General features: G+C 37.8%; 17 protein-coding genes, 1 pseudogene and 1 CRISPR repeat array. Of the genes and pseudogenes, 8 read left to right on the top strand and 10 right to left on the bottom strand.

Annotated elements, in window-relative coordinates; all coding sequences use genetic code 11:
* The first annotated feature begins 57 nt into the window (after positions 1–57).
* From BN986_RS07995 to BN986_RS07975, 4 genes are all read left to right on the top strand, one after another.
* A complete protein-coding gene (locus tag BN986_RS07995; RefSeq protein WP_052400698.1) occupies positions 58–708 on the top strand; it encodes a hypothetical protein in 651 nt (216 codons plus the stop codon).
* Positions 709–1,697: 989 nt separating this feature from the next.
* Positions 1,698–1,928: a helix-turn-helix transcriptional regulator gene (locus tag BN986_RS07985; RefSeq protein ID WP_040979326.1), complete on the top strand. Its 231-nt coding sequence runs from the start codon at positions 1,698–1,700 to the stop codon at positions 1,926–1,928.
* 2 nt (positions 1,929–1,930) lie between these two features.
* Positions 1,931–2,233 (top strand): hypothetical protein, encoded by a 303-nt coding sequence (locus tag BN986_RS07980; protein ID WP_040979325.1) that lies wholly within the window; start codon positions 1,931–1,933, stop codon positions 2,231–2,233.
* A gap of 52 nt (positions 2,234–2,285) precedes the next feature.
* On the top strand, positions 2,286–3,572 hold the full coding sequence (locus tag BN986_RS07975) for a serine hydrolase (RefSeq protein WP_052400697.1): 1,287 nt from the start codon (positions 2,286–2,288) through the stop codon (positions 3,570–3,572).
* Positions 3,573–3,822: 250 nt separating this feature from the next.
* Here the strand turns inward: BN986_RS07975 and BN986_RS07970 are convergent, their stop codons facing one another.
* The 4 genes and pseudogenes from BN986_RS07970 to glmS form a co-directional block, all read right to left on the bottom strand.
* A complete protein-coding gene (locus BN986_RS07970; protein WP_244444973.1) occupies positions 3,823–4,155 on the bottom strand; it encodes an aldo/keto reductase in 333 nt (110 codons plus the stop codon).
* A 457-nt stretch (positions 4,156–4,612) separates the two neighbouring features.
* Positions 4,613–5,326, bottom strand: coding sequence for a hypothetical protein (locus tag BN986_RS07965; protein ID WP_040979324.1), 714 nt, complete (start codon positions 5,324–5,326; stop codon positions 4,613–4,615).
* Positions 5,327–5,475: 149 nt separating this feature from the next.
* Positions 5,476–5,846 (bottom strand): annotated as a pseudogene (locus BN986_RS27610) (hypothetical protein); the annotation flags it as partial.
* Between the two features lie 130 nt (positions 5,847–5,976).
* On the bottom strand, positions 5,977–7,779 hold the full coding sequence (glmS, locus tag BN986_RS07955; protein WP_040979323.1) for a glutamine--fructose-6-phosphate transaminase (isomerizing): 1,803 nt from the start codon (positions 7,777–7,779) through the stop codon (positions 5,977–5,979).
* Between the two features lie 755 nt (positions 7,780–8,534).
* Positions 8,535–9,160: a CRISPR direct-repeat array (repeat unit 32 nt; unit sequence TTCTCACCTTGTGTAGGTGAGTGGATTGAAAT).
* 769 nt (positions 9,161–9,929) lie between these two features.
* On the opposite strand from glmS, the gene BN986_RS07950 reads away from it, so the two are divergent.
* Together BN986_RS07950 and BN986_RS27880 are read left to right on the top strand one after the other, a co-directional pair.
* Positions 9,930–10,523, top strand: coding sequence for an AAA family ATPase (locus tag BN986_RS07950; RefSeq protein ID WP_040979322.1), 594 nt, complete (start codon positions 9,930–9,932; stop codon positions 10,521–10,523).
* Between the two features lie 25 nt (positions 10,524–10,548).
* Positions 10,549–10,671, top strand: coding sequence for a hypothetical protein (locus BN986_RS27880; protein WP_256708489.1), 123 nt, complete (start codon positions 10,549–10,551; stop codon positions 10,669–10,671).
* A 160-nt stretch (positions 10,672–10,831) separates the two neighbouring features.
* Here the strand turns inward: BN986_RS27880 and BN986_RS07945 are convergent, their stop codons facing one another.
* Positions 10,832–12,625 carry a S9 family peptidase gene (locus tag BN986_RS07945; protein WP_040979321.1) on the bottom strand — a complete coding sequence of 598 codons (1,794 nt, stop codon included), beginning with the start codon at positions 12,623–12,625 and terminating at the stop codon, positions 10,832–10,834.
* A 293-nt stretch (positions 12,626–12,918) separates the two neighbouring features.
* On the opposite strand from BN986_RS07945, the gene BN986_RS07940 reads away from it, so the two are divergent.
* On the top strand, positions 12,919–13,986 hold the full coding sequence (locus tag BN986_RS07940) for an LLM class flavin-dependent oxidoreductase (RefSeq protein WP_040979320.1): 1,068 nt from the start codon (positions 12,919–12,921) through the stop codon (positions 13,984–13,986).
* A gap of 3 nt (positions 13,987–13,989) precedes the next feature.
* Positions 13,990–14,556 (top strand): NADPH-dependent FMN reductase, encoded by a 567-nt coding sequence (locus BN986_RS07935; RefSeq protein WP_040979318.1) that lies wholly within the window; start codon positions 13,990–13,992, stop codon positions 14,554–14,556.
* A gap of 59 nt (positions 14,557–14,615) precedes the next feature.
* On the opposite strand, the gene glmM is transcribed toward BN986_RS07935, so the two are convergent.
* The 5 genes from glmM to sigW form a co-directional block, all read right to left on the bottom strand.
* The gene (gene glmM / locus BN986_RS07930; protein ID WP_040979317.1) at positions 14,616–15,959 is read right to left on the bottom strand and encodes a phosphoglucosamine mutase; all 1,344 of its coding nucleotides are present in this window, start codon (positions 15,957–15,959) and stop codon (positions 14,616–14,618) included.
* A gap of 34 nt (positions 15,960–15,993) precedes the next feature.
* Positions 15,994–17,226, bottom strand: coding sequence for a CdaR family protein (locus tag BN986_RS07925; RefSeq protein WP_040979316.1), 1,233 nt, complete (start codon positions 17,224–17,226; stop codon positions 15,994–15,996).
* A complete protein-coding gene (gene cdaA / locus BN986_RS07920; protein ID WP_040979315.1) occupies positions 17,219–18,040 on the bottom strand; it encodes a diadenylate cyclase CdaA in 822 nt (273 codons plus the stop codon). Before cdaA ends, BN986_RS07925 begins: the two co-directional genes overlap by 8 nt.
* A gap of 389 nt (positions 18,041–18,429) precedes the next feature.
* On the bottom strand, positions 18,430–19,041 hold the full coding sequence (gene rsiW / locus BN986_RS07915) for an anti-sigma-W factor RsiW (protein ID WP_476739074.1): 612 nt from the start codon (positions 19,039–19,041) through the stop codon (positions 18,430–18,432).
* A 45-nt stretch (positions 19,042–19,086) separates the two neighbouring features.
* A complete protein-coding gene (gene sigW / locus BN986_RS07910; RefSeq protein WP_040979312.1) occupies positions 19,087–19,650 on the bottom strand; it encodes an RNA polymerase sigma factor SigW in 564 nt (187 codons plus the stop codon).
* Positions 19,651–19,690: the final 40 nt, after the last annotated feature.

The following is a 19,690-nucleotide window of genomic DNA, read 5'->3' as shown; positions in this document are numbered from 1 at the left end:
TAATACCTTGCCAAAATCACATGTAATATATTTATTAAAACTTGGTGGTGTTAAAGAATGACTAACGAACAAAATGAGAATTTACGTAGCATAAGCTTTGCAAGTGGTACTGTTAAAGATTTGCCAACAACATATGAACTATTAAAAATACGTGGCTCTGTTGCTTTCCATCAGGATATACATACTAAAACAATTTCAACCCATGGACATAGCTCTTTTCGTGGTGACGTTGTAGCAGATATTTTAAAAAGCTCAGAGTCTTGTGTTTTAAAGAACCATTTTGTTATTAAAGAAATTGTAAATGCAGGTAATCTAAAAATTAAAAAAGGGAAAACAACTAAGATTAGCGGTTCAGGAAAACTAACCGTAGAAGATATACTTCAATTAGAAAAAGTTGATTTAACTGGCATTGTTCAAGCAAAGGAAATACATACGAACCAATTCCAGTTAAAATTATCAGGGGAATGTTCTATTGAACGACTTATCGCCGATGAAGCCCATATAGAGAAGGAAAGGATAACAATTTCTTTATTAAGAAAAAAACTGACCTGCACACATATAAAAGGGAAAATACTGGAAATTTCCTATACAGATGCAGAAATTGTTGAAGGAGATACGGTGGTAATAGGGAAAAATTGCAATATCCAAACACTTTATTATAAAAAAATTACAGCCTTTCTCCAAGTGCTAACGTGGAGCACATCATAAGGAGTGAAAAGGAATGAACATTAAAAGGATTATTCTCCCCTTTTTTCATTTACTAATAATTCCTGTCCTTTTCATACTGTACGTAGGATTAATTGTTAGTTCGATCATTTCTATGCTTGCTGGGATACTACGAACGTTTGGTTTTGATCAAATAAGGATGCATATTTAGCCTGGGATGGGTCTCCCAATTCCTTTAAGTGTTCCTTTCGCAATCATCGTTTCATTTATTTTAGTCATTATTTTACTTTATGTGAAACGGTTAATTCATTTTTGTGTTTCGAGCTTTAGATCTTATAACTGATTGTTTTTTATTTATTGTCCATGTATAAAATTAATGTTCCTCTCAATCTCCTCACTCTAATCCCTCTCAACCGCTCTTCCTAACTCCTGTCACAAAATAATTACATTCCTTCTAGTAGATTGCTTACCGAAATTGGATATAAAAAATCCAAGGGCTGGATAGAGAATATACTACCAGAAAGACCTTTGGTGTAGGAACATTAATATTTATATTGAGATTCCTCAACATAAATGTAGCTTTAAAATAAAGTATGACTAAAAGTATCTCGCAAAGCCACATTTTTGAGCAATCAAAAAGAATCCGTTTTGAAAAAAGTTTGATAATTCCATGAACATCACAATGAATTTCATAGTTCTTTCCCTTTCCATATTAAATTTCACCCTCTTTCTTTTTTTATAGTTTTGAAATCCATATACCAATAATCTTGAAAATAAATATCGGAAAATACTTAATACTTCAGCTAAACGGAGTATGAGTATACAACACCAAAAGCTCTAGGATAATTACCCAAAAATAATTTATACCGATTTAATCTTAAAAGATCATTTGGGGGCTGGAAGCTATTGAACTATCAGTAAAATTTTTATCCTAAACGTATTTATGGTAAAATATTTCATACCAAATGTTAAAAATACTTTACTTTTTGTACTAAATATTTTACCATCATAGTTATAAGAGGTGAATAAAGATGCCATTAAATAACGAAAGAAAAATTCAAAATAGAATTGTTGTATTAAGAGCTGAGCGGGGATTATCACAACGGGAGGTTGCTGATAAATTAGGTGTCAGCAGACAGACCATTATATCCCTTGAAAAAAATAGATACAATCCATCTTTGAAGTTAGCATTTGATATTGCGCTGCTGTTTGGTGTCGATTTACATGAAGTTTTTCAATATGAAATAGAGGAGGACAGATAAATATGGACGTTTTCTTAACAACCTTACGTATTGTTTATATAATCATTTTCTTTATTGCAGTATTTATTTCACTGAAATTTGAAATGGGTGAAGAACATAAAGATGAACGTGGACAAAGTATTTCAAACAAATCATATGGTATTGTTTTTCCATTAATCCCTCTTGGATTTTTATTAATTGAGTTATATGATCACTTCATTAGTCATCTAGACTATGGAACATATAAAACAGTCATTTGGTTTTTAATTACAGGATTAATGATTCTTCATGCCAGTATCATAACGGTATTAAAGAGAAAATATTAATACATAGATTTAGAAAGGAAGATTCTCTATAAATATATTTGCATGGATTGGGATGTCAGGAATCATTATCCTCACACTTATGCCCTTACTAAAAAAAGAAAATAGAACGAAACAAGAAATACGTAAAGCAATTGTTACAATCGCTATTGTACTAGGTATTATCATTGCAGTTATCATTTTTAATGTTAATTATTTAATTGCATTTCTATTTGGTGTTATTGCAATGATTTTATTCGATAAAAAGACATATACAAAGAAACGATTAATTATTTATGGAACATCTATTCTGGTTATTGGAGCTGCAGTCTATTCCGTATTTCGGGATAATCCTGATTATGTGCTTAATCATTTAAAGGATCATCCGGAGACATCCTCCCTCTATGTTGCGAAAAATGGAGAGGAGTTAATTACCTATCACTCAGATGTTGTACGTCCTTTGGCGAGTACAGTAAAAATACTAATAGCTGTCGAATATGCGATGCAAATTGACGAAGGAACATTGAATAAAGATAGTTACGTGTCATTAGATGATTTAAACCAATACTACTATAAAGGTTCTGATGGAAATGCACATGAAGAATGGCTAAAAGCAATGCAAAAAGAAGGGAAAATAAATCATAATCAAGTAACACTACAGGATGTTGCAAAAGGTATGATAACATATAGCTCGAACGCCAATACAGATTACCTGATAAACTTGATTGGCATCCATTCTATTAACGAGCGGGCTAAATCTCTCAATCTTACAAAACATGAGGAAATTTATCCAATTGTTGGCGCGCTCCTCATTCCAGATTATCTAAAAAATAATGAAATGGATAAAAATAGATTAGTAGAAGAGCTTGAAAAGATGCCCATGGAAATGTATCGAGAAACAGCTGAAGAATTAAGTCAACAAATGAAAGATGGCACCATCAATATTGAAAACGATACCTTTAATATGCCTCTTGATTTGCAAAGAGTATGGTCGGATCGTCTAATTGGGGCATCGGCGAATGATTACGGAAGATTATTAGCAATCATATCAAATAACGAACTTCCAACAGTAGCTATGCAAACAGTTAGAGATTTACTTGAATGGCCGATGGAAATAAATGAAGGTAACCACGAGCGTTTCACCCATCTTGGCGCAAAAGGTGGGTCAACAGCATTCATCCTGAACGATGCAATGTATGCAGAAGATCATCATGCTGATCGAATCGAAATCGTTCTTCTAACAAATGATTTGAACACTTGGCAGCAGATTCTGCTTAGTCATCATTTAAACAGCTTCGAGTCAAAGCTGCTTGGTAGTGAAGATTACCGTCAGAAAGTTCAAAAGGAACTTTCTGGATCTTAATTCTAAGAGACCATTGTTAATTTTAAATTGATAATGGCTTTTACACTTTTTTATAATCATCCATATGACATTAACAAAATACAAACGCAGTAATAAAGAAAAGATGAACCTGCTGAAAACAGATTCATCTTTTCTTTATTGCTTCCAAATATCTAACTCAGTTTGTGTGTGTGTTCGCTGCAAAACGAATATCTATCTAGAAACAACAGCGTCTTCATGAACCAAACACCACATTCATATCGTTTCCTACTTACACATATTCATGATATTCGTTAGGGTCCTGCCCTTCTACACGGCCGGATTCCCCTTTATCCAATGAATCAATTCTTTCTATATCTTCAGAAGATAATTCAAAGTTGGTGCTATTGATATTATCTTTTTGATGCGTTGGATTGCTTGATTTTGGAATAGTAAATACGCCAGCCTGATAGTTCCAATTCACAATAACTTGTGCCGGAGTTTTACCGTGTTTATCCGCAATTTCTTTAATTGTGGCATTTTCCAGTACGTCATTCAGATGACCGCGGCCAAAAGGAGTCCAGGCTTCTGTAAGAATACCTCGTTTTTCATTTTCTTCAACCATACGGTTATTATGAAAATACGCAGGATGATAAATAAAACTTTCACGAGGATGACAGAAGGCAAGGCATATATTCCAAAGCTATAATAAGCTCATTTATTTTTCTTTGAAAGTGCTCATTAACGGAATGAAGGGCGCAATCCAAATAAACGGAATTGCACCCAAGGTAACCATCTCTTATTTGGAGTTCATAAACCCCGTCCGTTTGTTGAAGATTGTTTTATCGTAAAAAATCCCCTTTGGAATCATCATATCCAAAGGGGGTAAATGAATGCTCCATTATTATGGGCTTTATTTGTTCCAGTAATCCAAGTACTCCTCTTTATAAATTTAATAATAACTTTCAAGAAGTTCTTCCAAAATCACTCCTAAATTATTTAAAAAAATTCCTACGCTAAATTTTTTCGGCCATCAGAGCCCCGGATGCCACTATTTCTAACGATTTCTGGGATTCCCGCAGCTACCAATTGAAGAAGCCTTTTAACACAATCAACATAATGGAATAGACAAGGGATGAGATTAAAAATGTTGGCAAGTGGGCATTTTTTTCAAAAGGGATTTCCTTGCTGATGACATTAAATATCATGGCACCTGAACTAAAAGCAATAATGGAATCTACAAACAGACCGGATGATGGCCCGAAAATTCCTGCAAACGCCCCAATCAAGGTTGCCCCTGCAAGCATGTAGCGTCCTGCACTTTTATGCAGCCGCTCACTCTCTTTTCCCAGATGATACGACAAGCCGATAAAATGAAGACTAACGGCTAGACCGTAAAATAAGGATTCGACGCGCTGAACATCGGATGAAAAAACGATATAAGTAACAATGAAGGAATACACCATAAAAAAGCTGATCTGAACGAAATAAATGGTGTTTGCCTTCAGCCGTTCAGCTGTTTTCGTCTCAGCAAATGCATATACTGCAAAGTAAATCAATAAACCGATGAGGCCGAGAAAATAAAGTTCCGTATCTAATGCGAACGATCCCCCGAGTTTATCCTGCTCCTCATGAAGAGTTGGCAAAATATAGACAAACACATAAGCAATAGCTACACCGCCTGATAATGAGAGCAGCTTTCTTTGTCCAATAGGCGAACGTTTAACAATCGGCAAGGCATAGAGTTGAATAATAATAAATATAATACCAATTATAATTGATTCCATCGTAACCATGACTGTTCCTCCTGATGTTAATATATGAGGTATACTTTCCACAAAAACAGAAAAACCAAACATATCATGGGAATTTTATGAGAGAATGCTTAGGAGATATTTTTGAAGAACCCTTCGAAAAGGATAATTTCAGAATCACCCAATGTAAATTGGTTAGCCATTCCCCGGTATACATCATAGCTCCGAATATCAAAATAATCATGGATATAACTAATATTTCTAACCATGATCTTATCCATTTCGTCCGCAATGACAATCGTCTCTTGTTGTGGTAATAAAGGAAATTGTTCACGAATATCTAGGATTAAATCGGAAATTCAGTCAAATAAAAGTAATTTCGTTCCAAATCTGATAAATATTTATGTTGTCTGCCGGTTTTTATACCTTTTAATCTCGTTGACCGACCTCATGAGGACACATCTTGAATTTTTAGCCATGGCGGATAATTTGCCCTACTGCCAGTTCCTCCACCTTCTTTAATCCACTTATCGACTTTAGATGTTCTTTTTCTTTTCCCCACAAAAACACCCCTTTAGACAATCATATCCAAAGGGGTAAAATTTCGTAACTTTTTTATAAACGTCGCGACTTTATTTTAAACATCGCAACTTTATTTTTAATCTACAAACGAATCCTTACGAATGTTCTTTTTACTCCACCGTAACACTCTTCGCCAAATTCCGCGGTTTATCCACGTCACAATCACGATGCAGCGCCGCATAATAAGCCAATAGCTGCATTGGAATCACACTTACCAATGGCGTCAACAGCTCATGTACCGGAGGCAATACAAACGCATCCTCATCCTGCTCCAAGCCTTTTGAACTAATGATAAGTGCATTTGCCCCGCGTGCAACCACTTCCTGTACGTTACCGCGAATAGAATAATTTACATTTTCTTGTGTTGCTAAAGCGACAACCGGTGTACCATCCTCAATTAATGCGATGGTTCCGTGCTTCAACTCTCCTCCAGCAAAACCTTCTGCTTGGATATAAGAGATTTCTTTTAACTTCAATGCTGCTTCTTGTGCAACATGATAATCCATACTGCGGCCAATATAGAAAGCATTGCGTGTGGAAGCAAAATACTCGTTTGACAGTTGCTCCAGCTCTTCTTTTTGATTTGTGATAATTTCCATTGCATTCGCTACAATTGCCAGCTCCTGTAATGGATCAAAATCTAATTTGATACCTTTTGCTCTTGCTGTATCTACTGCAAGAATAGCTAAAACAGCAATCTGTGCTGTATATGCTTTTGTGGAAGCAACAGCAATTTCTGGTCCGGCATGTAAAGGTAAAGTATAATTTGCTTCACGAGAAAGGGTGGATCCAGGCACATTTGTTAAGGTAAGTGCTGGATGTCCTAATTCTTTTATCTTAACTAATACGGCACGGCTATCTGCTGTTTCCCCGCTTTGTGAAATAAAGACAAACAATGGTTTTTCAGGTAGCAACGGCATGTTATATGAAAACTCACTGGCAATGTGAACTTCTACTGGAATATTAGCTATTTTTTCAATAAGCTCTTTTCCAACCAATCCCGCATAGGAGCTGGTTCCAGCAGCAATAATATAAATGCGGTCCGTTTTTTGCATGGCTTTACGAATATCTTTGTCTAATTTCAATTCGCCTTTTTCATTCTGATATTCACGAATAATATTTCGCATAACAATTGGCTGTTCATCAATCTCTTTCAGCATAAAATGAGGGTATGTTCCTTTTTCTGTATCACTTGCATCAATTTCCGCGATAAATGGCTCACGATTGATAACTTCCCCATCTAGTGTCTGCACTTCTACAAAGCTGCGATTCACAAGCACAATTTCTTTATCAAAGATTTCCAAGTATTCATTCGTTTCTTTCAATGTAGCCATGGCATCGCTGGCAATCAGGTTAAATCCTTCTCCTAAGCCAACCAACAATGGGCTTTTATTTTTCGATACATATAAAGTTTCCTGATCTTCTGCATCAATCAGACCGATCGCATAAGAACCTTTTAACAGGCTCATTGCTTCTCCAAATGCTTTTTTAGTACTTTTATGCTTTTGATAAAGTTTTTCAATAAGCTGTACGATAACCTCTGTATCAGTTTCACTCACAAAGTCGACATCTTCCAGGTATTCTTTCTTTAGAGCCATATAATTTTCAATAACCCCATTATGCACAATGGTAAAACGTTCTGTTGAGCTCTGATGTGGATGTGCGTTTTGCACACTTGGTACACCATGAGTAGCCCAGCGAGTATGCCCAATACCAATAGTAGCATCATTTTCGTTATCTACTTTTTCACGTAACGCTGCAATACGTCCTTTTACTTTTGTTACGTGTACACCATCTTCCCCTAAAGTCGCAATCCCTGCAGAGTCATATCCGCGATATTCCAATTTTTCCAAGCCTGTTAATAAAATTTCTTTCGTATCATTTTGTCCAATATAACCGACGATTCCGCACATGTCGATGTCCTCCTTGTTTGAAGGGGCAGAGACAAAAGACCGATTCGAAGCGAAGGGGCCCTTGTACTGCCCCTTTCTCGTGTTAGTTTTTAATTTTTAAGACATCGTTCTTTATCTCTTTGTTCATCAAGTCACCCTGATGGTTTGAAGATAAAGCGACAACTGCGATGTACAGCTGGGAGGCACCCGCCGAATAACTCGATAACCTCCGACCTCGTCAACTATTCTTCCTATCCGTCCGTAGAATAGTCCTGGCGCTTTAGATTATAGATTCCTTTTTTCTGTTCCTACTCCTCTCCACTTTTATTTGCTCTTGTCAAACGGACTTTTTCATTTGGAAAACAAGAACTTTCTATATTTTATCGGAAAGTAGCTTTTCCGGTCAACCTTTTTCTTCCTTTCCGATAAGATAGTTTATGAAATCCTTCTAAAATGTTGCAAAATCTACACAAATGACTGCGTTAATGCAAGTTAGTAAGTTCTTAGACTTAGATAAGAGAATATTTGAAGAAGGATCAAGCATGGTGGTATAATAAAGGAAATATTATGAAAGTTTTCGATAAAGTTTTTAGCTGGATAGATGAATTAGTGCTAACCCTAGGCGAACATAAATTACTAAGGAGGTTAGCACCTCAATGTACCAAAGATTTTTGAAGGTTTTATTGAGAATAATGATTCTTTATTTTTAATTTAATAAAAGGCTAGCACTTTTTATTATTTGAGGGTTTGATGTGTAACATTTTATATTAGTCGCTTTCTCACCTTGTGTAGGTGAGTGGATTGAAATATATATCTTAAACTGTTTACGATACGGAACTGCATTCTCACCTTGTGTAGGTGAGTGGATTGAAATCATTCTGGATAAAATACGCTGTGCATTTCGATCTCTTCTCACCTTGTGTAGGTGAGTGGATTGAAATTCCGAGCTAAACGTCAGCTCAAACGCCTATATCTTCTCACCTTGTGTAGGTGAGTGGATTGAAATTCCCAATGAAACCACCTCATAATTTACTTAATTTTTCTCACCTTGTGTAGGTGAGTGGATTGAAATCGGCGCATCTGCATATGAGATGGAACAATTGGATTCTCACCTTGTGTAGGTGAGTGGATTGAAATTATTGACATCTAATTCATCCATCAAACTGGCGAATTTCTCACCTTATGTAGGTGAGTGGATTGAAATAGAAAGGCCAGCAAACACTTTAAATTTCTTGCGATTCTCACCTTATGTAGGTGAGTGGATTGAAATCGGATACCGGGGCGCATTCCAGCATACAAGTTTCTTCTCACCTTGTGTAGGTGAGTGGATTGAAATCTAACCGTTTGTCTCTGACGTGGCGGTCTGTGCTTTCTCACCTTGTGTAGGTGAGTGGATTGAAATCTTATGGAATGAATAAAGTATTATCAAAAAGGTGGATGCCTATCTTATTTAGGTACGTAAGATGTAACCATTCTTGTTAAAGGAAGTTTTGGACAAACAGGATATGGTGCTAACCTTAGGCAAACATAAGTTACTAAGTAGGTTAGCACTTCAATAAATACAAGGATTTAAAGAGCGTAAGTACAGAAAGCAACCAAATTTTATTATTTGAAAAAAGGTCAGCACTTTTAAGCAGCTGATCCTTTGATGTATTAGTTCTTTCTTTGTACGCTTTCGCATCTTATATGGATGCGTGGATTGAAATCCACTCTGGAAGAAGCCAAAGCTGCTCGCCTTGATTCGCATCTTATATGGATGCGTGGATTGAAATATTTTTCGTCTGTTCACCATTGGAAGAATTTTGTTCGCATCTTATATGGATGCGTGGATTGAAATTCACCCAAGTGCTATAAGGAACCCACTCTCTATATTCGCATCTTATATGGATGCGTGGATTGAAATCTATTGACCAGGAACGTGATGCTTTCGGACATCGTTCGCATCTTATATGGATTCGTAGATTGAAATGCATCTACTGGTTCAGTAACTCCCGCCATCACAGTTCGCATCTTACTATGATTAATAAACTGAAATATTAATATTGCAAATGGAAATGGAGTGTTAAATTTCAGCAAAAAAAGAAACACAAATAAGAGGGGCTCCATCCCAACTCCTCTTTCTAAAAACTCCTTCATCACAACCCCTTACCAATAATAAAAGGAGCTGGCCCATGACAAAAATAATTTGGCTTAACGGTGCTTTTGGTGCAGGAAAAACGCAAACAGCCTATGAACTTCATAGAAGATTGGAAAACTCCTTTGTATATGATCCGGAAAACATTGGTTTCTTTTTAGATCAGAATTTGCCTGATAAGTTAAAAAAGAAGGACTTTCAAGATTACGAAATATGGAGAGAATTTAATTATAAAACCCTAAAATATATCGCGGAAAACGATCAAACTCCAATCATCGTTCCAATGACAATTACGGATACATCTTATTTTAAAGAAATTACCGGTAAACTCGAATCGGAAGAAATCCAATTACATAAATTTGTCTTATCCGCTTCCAAAGAAGTAATCGAACGTAGGCTAAGAAAACGCCTTGAAAGGAAGAACTCATGGGGATTCAGGCAAATAGACAGATGCATCTCAAGTTTAGCTGATGAAGTATTTGGAGAAAAAATACAGACGGATTATTTATCCATCGACAATGTTGTAGAAATCGTTGCTGCGAGAGCAAATGTAGTATTAAAAGATGATAACCGTTCTACTCTAAAAAAGCGTATGGATCGCATTAGAATCCAGATAAAACATATTAGATAGCTTTAACAAAAAGGAGAATAATTCAATGAACAATACAATAAACTGGCCTGATATTATCTTTCAGCTTATTTTTATCATTTTCATTATTGCTGTAATAACAGGGGTCATCATTATTGTAAAAAAGTTACTACAAAACAATAATGATTAAATTCAAAAGGCAATATATTCTTCCGCGTGCTTTTTACAGATGGATCTCCATGAAAAATGATAGTAGCGCTTATTCACGCAAAAAATCAACATCAGCAAAGCCTCTGAACTCTGAGACGGTGATTACCATCTCACCTAAAGGCTTCGCTGATGTTTTTTGTTTACTTATGCTTGTCCATAAAATCCAGCATTCGCTTATAAACTTTAATTTCATTCTCTTTTTTCGAGAATCCGTGCCCTTCATCTTCCAGCACCAGATACTCCACATGCCGCCCTTTATCCTGCAGTTTTTGAACAATTTGATCCGATTCTTCCTTCACAACACGAGGATCCTTTGCACCTTGGATAACCAGCATCGGTTTTGTCATTGTTTCCAAATACGTTACTGGAGAATCTTTTATATAACGTTCCTCATCACGCTCTGGATCGCCCAGCCATCTTTCCATAATGGGCTTCCAATGCGGCGGCACAGAATTGACGAACGTAAATAAGTCGGACGGTCCAAAAATATCGATGACCGCTTTAAAATACTCTGGATGACGTCCGTGTAAGAGTAATGCCATGTAGCCGCCATAGCTGCCTCCTACTAAAAATAGGTGATCTGGGTCGGTAATTTTTTGATCAAACAGCCATTTAATCCCTTCCACATTATCCAGGCGCGGCCCATGCCCCCAATCCTGCTCAACAAGTTTCACAAAGGAGGAACCATAGCCCGTGCTTCCCCGGAAATTTGGAGCGAAAATATGGTAGCCGCGATTTAAAATACTTTGAAACATGGAACGGAAAAATTTTCGTTCTGCTGCTTGTGGTCCTCCATGCGGCCAGTATACCGTATATCCATTTGCATTTTCCGGCTTTGCTCTGAACAAGAGTGATTCTATTTCCATTCCGTCAAAGGAGGAATATGTCACAATTTCCGGGTCAACGAGCTCTTCTTCAGATACGCCTAGAACACGATTATCCGTAAGCTGCTCCCACTTTTCACCGTTTGTCAGACGATAAATGTTATTCGGCTTAACTGCTGAACCTCCCAAAAGATAAACTGCTCCTGACTCTGTTACCGTTACCTGTTCAATCAAATCAATAGGCATTGTAATTTCTTTCAGATCTCCTGATGTTACTTTATATTGATAGAGTTTATCGACAACCCCTTTTTCCGTTACAACATATAAAGAATCAGATGATTTATCATATTTGATGGTTTCAATCGATTCTTCCTCCAACGCAAGAACTTTTGAAAACGCCTCTTGCTTTATGTCATACTTGGCCAGATACATATATTCGCTTTCATAATCTGTAGGAAAATAAATGGTGTTATTATCCGTGAAAACCGGTTCATAGGATACATGCACCTTTTTGGGATCGGGAGTAAGATAAATTTTTTCTGCTCCTCTTTGAATGAAGATATTATTATATGTGTTTGCAAACATGCTTACGTATACAAGAGTCTCTTCATCTTCTGATACGCCATCCAGCGTAGTCGGGCCTCTTTCCCCCTCCGCTAAAAGTTCATCTTTACCTGTATCCAAGTGACGTACGTGTGTGTTTAAAAAGGTCGGATTATTTTCAGTCGTATTATAATAAACCCGTTTTCCATCTTTACTTAAGTGAGCAAATAAATATCTTTCCGTTTCTGCTCCTGTAATCAGCGGTTGTGGTATCCCTCCCTCTGGAGGCAAAGCATAAATTTGATGATTTTCATCTCCATCTGAATCAAAACTGGTTAAAACATACTGCCCATTTGGGTCGAATTGAACAAATAAGGTCGATTCATCTTTTTGAGCAAATTGATACGGATACGAATGTCCTTTACTCAAGTCTAATGCCCACAAATTACGTTTTCCGCTTAAATTTGTTGAAAAAACAATCTTTTTTTCATCTTTGCTTACTTGAAAGTGGTAAATACCATACGTATAAAAAAATTGTTCAACTTTTGGTTTAGGAAATTCTATCATTTTCCGCACTTCCTTTTCTGTATTTTCTATATTATACCATTATTCTTAAATTAAACCAGCAATGCTAGTCTTTTTTCCTCTACAACTTAGAACAATTACAGAGGGGAAATTATCTTTAATTCAGTCTTTTTTAATTGCATTTTCATCAATTGAACAGTAAAGTGATATATAGGAAAGATTGTGAGTCAACTCAAGTAAAAATACCCAACCTCCCGTCATAATAGTTTACACTTACGTTAATTGAATAACGGACGAATTTTGAACAAAATCTAAACGATAGAGGAGCAATAAGTATGGAACAATATCGTATTAATCAAAAGAAAGGACTGGAATTTGGACTTTACACACTAGGAGATCACCTTGCCAACCCTTTTACAGGAAAACGAATTTCTGCACAGCAGCGTATCCAGGAGATTATTGAATTAGCAAAGCTGGCGGAACAAGCAGGGTTAGACTTTTTCAGTGTTGGAGAAAGCCATCAGAATTACTTTACGACGCAAGCACACAGTGTTGTATTAGCTGCCATTGCCCAGGCCACAGAAAAAATCAAAATTGGCAGCTCATCGACCATTATCAGTACTTCCGATCCCGTTCGTGTGTATGAAGATTTTGCTACAATTGATTTAATTTCTAATGGACGTGCAGAAATTATAGCAGGCAGAGCTTCCCGGATTGGACTGTTTGAATTATTAGGTTATGACATACAGGATTATGAAGCATTGTTTGAAGAAAAGTTTGACTTGTTATTGCAAATTAATGAAAACGAAAAGCTTAACTGGGAGGGGCAATATCGCGCACCCTTAAAAGATGCACAGGTGCTGCCCCGCCCCCAAAATAGTACACTGCCAATTTGGCGTGCAGTTGGTGGAACCCCAGCCAGCACGATGAAGGCAGGCTATGCCGGTGTACCAATGATGCTGGCGACACTTGGCGGTCCAGCAAGTGCTTTTAAGAATGTTATTGATGCGTATCGAGAAACCGCAACGAGAAGTGGGCATCCTGCTGACGAACTCCCTGTTGGCGTCACTGGATTTTTCCATGTAGCAGAAACTAGCCAGGAGGCACTGCAGCAAATGTATCCTTATATCAATGAAGGTATGAAGCTGACAAATGGACAAGGCTTTCCTAAACAGGCATTTGCACAGGCAAAAGATAAACGGAGCGTTATCAATGTGGGCAGTCCCCAGGAGGTTATTGAGAAAATACTCTATCAGCATGAACTTTTTGGACATCAGCGCTACTTGGCCCAAATGGATTTTGGCGGTGTTCCATTTGAACAATTGGCGAAGAATATTGAAATTATCGGTGCAGAAATTTTGCCGGCTATTCGTAAATACACAGGAAAGGATCAGGAGGATTAACAGATGAAGATTATTGGTTTATCCGGGTCCATTGTTGGTTCAAAAACAAGGACTGTCATGGATGCTGTCGCAGAAGAAATTGCTGAAAAATATCCAGAAGGAGATTTTCAGCTCATTGATTTAAAGGATTATGATTTGCCATTTAGTGATGGCAGGAACTATCTCGATTATACCGGAGACACTGCTTGGGTCACCAGACAGGTAATGGAAGCAGATATAATTATTATCGGTACACCTGTATTCCAGGCATCTATTCCAGCGAGCTTAAAGAATATTTTTGATTTGCTCCCTGTTGGCGCATTTCAGGATAAGACAGTAAGCTTTTTTGTAACTGCAGGCTCTTCCAAACATTATTTAGTTGGTGACCATCAGTTAAAGCCAACTTTATCCTATATGAAAGCACAAATTGTACAAACCCATGTCTATATTGAAGAAAAAAGCTTTCAACAGAAGCAGATAATTGACGACGATGTCTTCTTTCGCTTAGAACGATTCGTCGAGGATACGATAGACACGTATGAAGCAAGTGAAATCATTCGAAATAAGAAAGAAGATTCCTATGGATTTTAAGACTAAAAAACCGCGTAGATGATATTCACTCACGCGGTTTTTTATACAAAGCACACTAATTATACACCTAAATGATTTTCAATTACTTTTACAATCCGTTCTGCATACGTTTTACAGTCTTCTTCAGTTCTTGCCTCAACCATGACACGTACAAGCGGTTCTGTTCCAGAGGGGCGGACTAAGACACGCCCGTTTTCTCCCAACTCTTCTTCAACAGCTTGTACTTCATCTAAGATGATCGGGCTTGTCAATGCTTCATTCTTATCTGTAACACGGACATTAATTAACGTCTGTGGAAAAATTGTCATTTCATCTGCCAATTCTGAGAGCGGCTTGCCTGATTCACGCATCACATTGACAAGCTGCAATGCTGATAACAGACCATCTCCTGTTGTAATATAGTCCAAGAAAATAATGTGACCAGATTGTTCTCCGCCTAAGTTATAATCATTTTTACGCATTTCTTCCATCACATAACGGTCACCGACTGCGGTCTTATCACTTTTCAGACCAGCTTTTTCTAATGCTTTATAAAACCCTAAATTACTCATAACTGTGGAGACAACGGTATCCTTGCGCAGCATCCCAATTTCTTTCATATATTTAGCACAAATGAACATAATTTTATCGCCATCCACGATTCTACCTTTTTCATCAACAGCAATAAGGCGGTCTCCATCTCCGTCAAAAGCTAACCCAACATCTGCTTCTTTATCCAGCACATATTGCTGTAAGCCTTCTGGATGCGTAGAACCGACACCGTCATTAATATTTAGGCCATTCGGTGTGGATCCCATCGAATGAATGTCCGCTTCTAAATCTGCGAATAGGTGTGTAGCCAGGCTGGATGTTGCTCCATGTGCACAATCCACCGCAATACGTAATCCGTCAAAATCATTATCAATTGTATCTTTTAAGAAGGAAAGGTATTTCTGTCCACCTTCAAAATAATCGCTTACTGAACCAACTGCAGCGCCCGTTGGACGAGGTAAATCATCCTCTTCTTTTTCTAATAAAACTTCTATTTCTGCTTCCTGAGCATCTGTCAGCTTAAATCCGTCTGAACCAAAGAATTTGATCCCATTATCTTCTACAGGATTATGGGAAGCAGAAATCATTACTCCTGCCTGCGCGCTCATTGCTTTTGTTAAGTAAGCGACTCCCGGTGTTGAAATAACACCCAGCCGCATTGCTTCCACACCTGTTGACAGCAGACCTGCAATCAACGCGCCTTCCAGCATATGTCCAGAAATACGTGTATCTCTGCCAATTAAAACACGCGGTTTTTCACTGCCTTTTGTTAACGTATATCCGCCAAAACGGCCGAGCTTAAATGCCATTTCAGGAGTCAGCCCTTCATTCGCTACTCCTCTGACACCGTCTGTTCCAAAAAATTTACCCATATTTATATCTCTCCTTTGACCATACAATATACAACTATTCTTCTGCTGTTTCAGCCGGATCGATTATTTCCACTGTTACTTCTTCCACATTTCCTGTGGCAGTGACATCCTCAGGAGCTTCAAGGTCAATTGGCACTTCATGCTCTCCTGCTTCTAAATCAGATAAATCCAGTACGGCATTGATATCCTCTGCCGTTAAATCATTTACCACCGATGCATCCCCAGTCACCTCTACTTCTAATGCGGGGTCTGCATAAGATGCTTCCAATCCATTTGCTAAACCTTCTTCTTCTAAAGCTACATCCTCGATAACATTTGTACCTTCCACTTCCACTGTTACTTCTACCTCTTCTGTATCCGGCGCTTGTACGTTTTCCGGTAAATCCAGCGGCACCTCTACTGTGCCAGATTCTTCAATCTCGGATAAGTCCAGTGGCTCTGTAGTCACTTCTGAAATATCCTCCAGCACTTCACTTTGAGAGTAAATCTCCACTTCCTCTTCATTTGGAGAAATAGAGTCCAGCTCAAGGTCTTCCTCTAATTCACCTGTTGTCTCTACAGACAGTGGTACAGACTTGCTTGGATTGTCAACTTCCACGGAGACCTGAACACTTTCAGGATCTAATCCGACATTCAATTCATTTCCTTGTACATCATATACACTTATCGGAAGCTCGCGATTGTTGATTGAATCATCAACACCTTCCATATTCACATAAGTCCTTACAGAACCGATCGATTCAATGACACTCTCGGAGCTTGTTATCGTTATCGTTTCTGGTTCAACACTGTAGTCGACCACTTCGTAACCATCTGCCATCAGGTCTTGATTAATCAAATCAGCAGTTACAGTAAACTCTCGAGAAGCCCGTTCTTCAATGGTAACTTCTGCTGTTTTCGGCTCAATAAATACTTCTACATCCCCCGATATATTATGCTGTAGTTCTACAACATGGGTTCCTTCTTCTAACCCCTCCAGGTCAACATATACATCAAAATTACGTTGGAGTATGTACGGGGTCACACTGCCTCGATTCCCTTGTAAAGTAACATCGACCTCTTCTGGAACATCACTGACAACATAGCTGTCGCGGTCAATACGTATATCCACTGGAATTTGTTCCAATGTTTCTGTGGAAGTTGTTGAGCCAGAGAATGTTGAATCGGAATTCGGTGTCTCGGACACATTGACAAAAGCATAAAGCGTTACTGCAAATGCTAAAGAAAGGACACGGACAAACCACTTACTCTTAAACCAATTATCCACGCTTACCAGTCCTCCGTTTCCATGATTTTTTGTCAGAGGCTTTCGGCACGATTGATAAATGCGTTAACAGCATTTCTCTTAATTTTTCTTCATCGATATCACGATGCAGTTCTCCGTTTTTTGTACAAGAGATGGAACCAGTTTCCTCAGAAACAACAATCGTTAACGCATCTGTCACTTCACTGATTCCCATCGCAGCACGGTGCCTTGTTCCTAATTCCTTGGAGATAAATGGACTCTCGGATAAAGGCAAGTAACACGCGGCAGCTGTAATCTCTTCATTTTTTATAATTACCGCACCATCATGAAGCGGTGTGTTTGGTGTAAATATGTTTGTCAGAAGCTGGTGGGTAAGCTTTCCATTGATTGGAATCCCTGTTTCCGCGTAATCCCCGATCCCTGTTTCTCTTTCAATAGAGATAAGCGCACCAATTCTTCTTTTTCCCATGTAGTTACAAGATGTAACGATAGCCTCAATTTCATTTTGTATAATTTCTTCTGCAGAGCTTCCAGATCTGGCGAAGATATTTCCTCTTCCTAATTGCTCTAGTGCTCTCCGCAATTCCGGCTGGAATAAAATAACAGTAACTACTACTCCCCATGTAATAACTTGGCCTGTGATAAATTGCACGGTTTGCAAGTTTAACAGCATACTTGCACCCCAAACAATCAATACAACAGCTATTCCTTTTAACAGCTGAATAGCCTTTGTTCCTCTGATCAGCATGATTAATTTATATAATACATACCAGACGAGAGCGATATCAACGCCTATTCGCAGCAGATTTAAAATGTCCAATCCCCCATCAAGCATGTGCACACATCCTTTACCCAATAAAATGACCTATTTATTTTCAGAAAAAACCGTATTCGCTAATCCTTTAGCAAACCAACCGTTTTCTTCTATTTCCTTTTATGGTTATAAAATTTCAGTCGATAATTATTATATCATAAATTAGTAAAATCAGACCTGTATGTAGTTTATTATTTTACCAAAAAGAAAACTTTGTAACCTAAGCCTGGAAAGTGCAGGTTTACTTGTCTATAACTGATACAATAGTCTTAACATTTAAGCTGACTTGACACATTTTTCTGAAATATAATTATCCATGCCATCAAAACAAAAACAGTCGTTAAAATTTTAGAGTGAAAAAAGAGAGCGATATAATACTCTCTTTTCCATTGTCTTATCTATTTTAATCTTTAAAATGAAAATAATCCTTTAAAAAAGTTTTTTAGATGATACCAAAACCATTCAAATGTTTGATCGACGGTTTCTAACTCTCCGTTCACTCCCCCTGCAGAGGCCATTAGACCGCCCCCTTCAAGCTCCGACTCACCGTCTAACAGTTCCCCATTAAATAAGGTAACATTGCCATCAACGGTGCCAAGAACTAATAAATCACCGTTTTTCACATAAACATCCCCGGGAACCGTTACACCCTCTGGTACAATAACGGTGCTTCCATCAACAATAAGTTCTTCCTGCGCGGAGACGACTAGCTGATCGGTTCCTTGATTAAAAGTAGATGAAAGACTGCCTATCATCAATAAAAAGAAAATCGCCGCTGCCACAAATATAGGATGACGTTTAAACCAGCGCTTGTACTTCACTGTTTTCTTCTCTGTAGGTAAATTTTTCATAACATTATCGGTGAAACCATTTGGTGCTTCTATCCGTTCTGCGCTTCGAATTAATGTAATCGTTCGATTAAGCTCATGAAAATGCTTCTGGCATTCTTCGCAATCTTCCAGATGCCTTCTTAGTAAGCTTTCATCTTCTGCGGAAATATCTCCATCTAAATAGTCATGCATTTTTTTTATATACTTTTCATTACAACTCACATCAAGCACGCTCCTTTACACATGTCGAAGCCTCTTTCTAAGGGCCTCTCTTCCACGATGAATCCGCGTTTTTACCGTACCAAGAGGAACATCAAGAATGTCGCTGATTTCTTTTAGCGAAAACTCTTCCAAATATCTAAGCATGATAATACTCCGATATTTTGCAGGGAGCTGAGAAATCTCATGATGAATATACCGCTGCAATTCTCTGCTTTCTACTTCTTCTCCAGGCAGACGTTCTGTACTGGCAAGCTGTGAATACATATCTAAGCCGTCTGTTCCTCTCACTTCTGCATCGAGATGGAAATCCGGCTTACGCTTACGCATGCGATCAATCGTTAAATTCGTAGCGATGCGGTATAACCATGTAGAGAATTTTCTACTTTCGTCAAACGAATCAATATTCACATATGCACGTATAAACGCTTCTTGTGCAATGTCTTCTGCTTCGTGCTTATTACCAAGCATGCGATAACAATGCTGGTATATTTTATCCTGATAAAAGGATACGACATCCGAAAAAGCAGATTGGTCTCCTTTTTTAACTTGTATAATCTTTTTCTTTATAAATTGCTCCATCTAATTACCTCCGCACTATGCGGTACTCTCTATACGAAAC

It is taken from the genome of Oceanobacillus jeddahensis (assembly GCF_000750635.1).
In the GTDB taxonomy this organism is placed as follows: domain Bacteria; phylum Bacillota; class Bacilli; order Bacillales; family Amphibacillaceae; genus Oceanobacillus; species Oceanobacillus jeddahense.
Note: the sequence above shows the minus strand (reverse complement) of the source record. Positions and strands in the feature narration are given on the sequence as shown.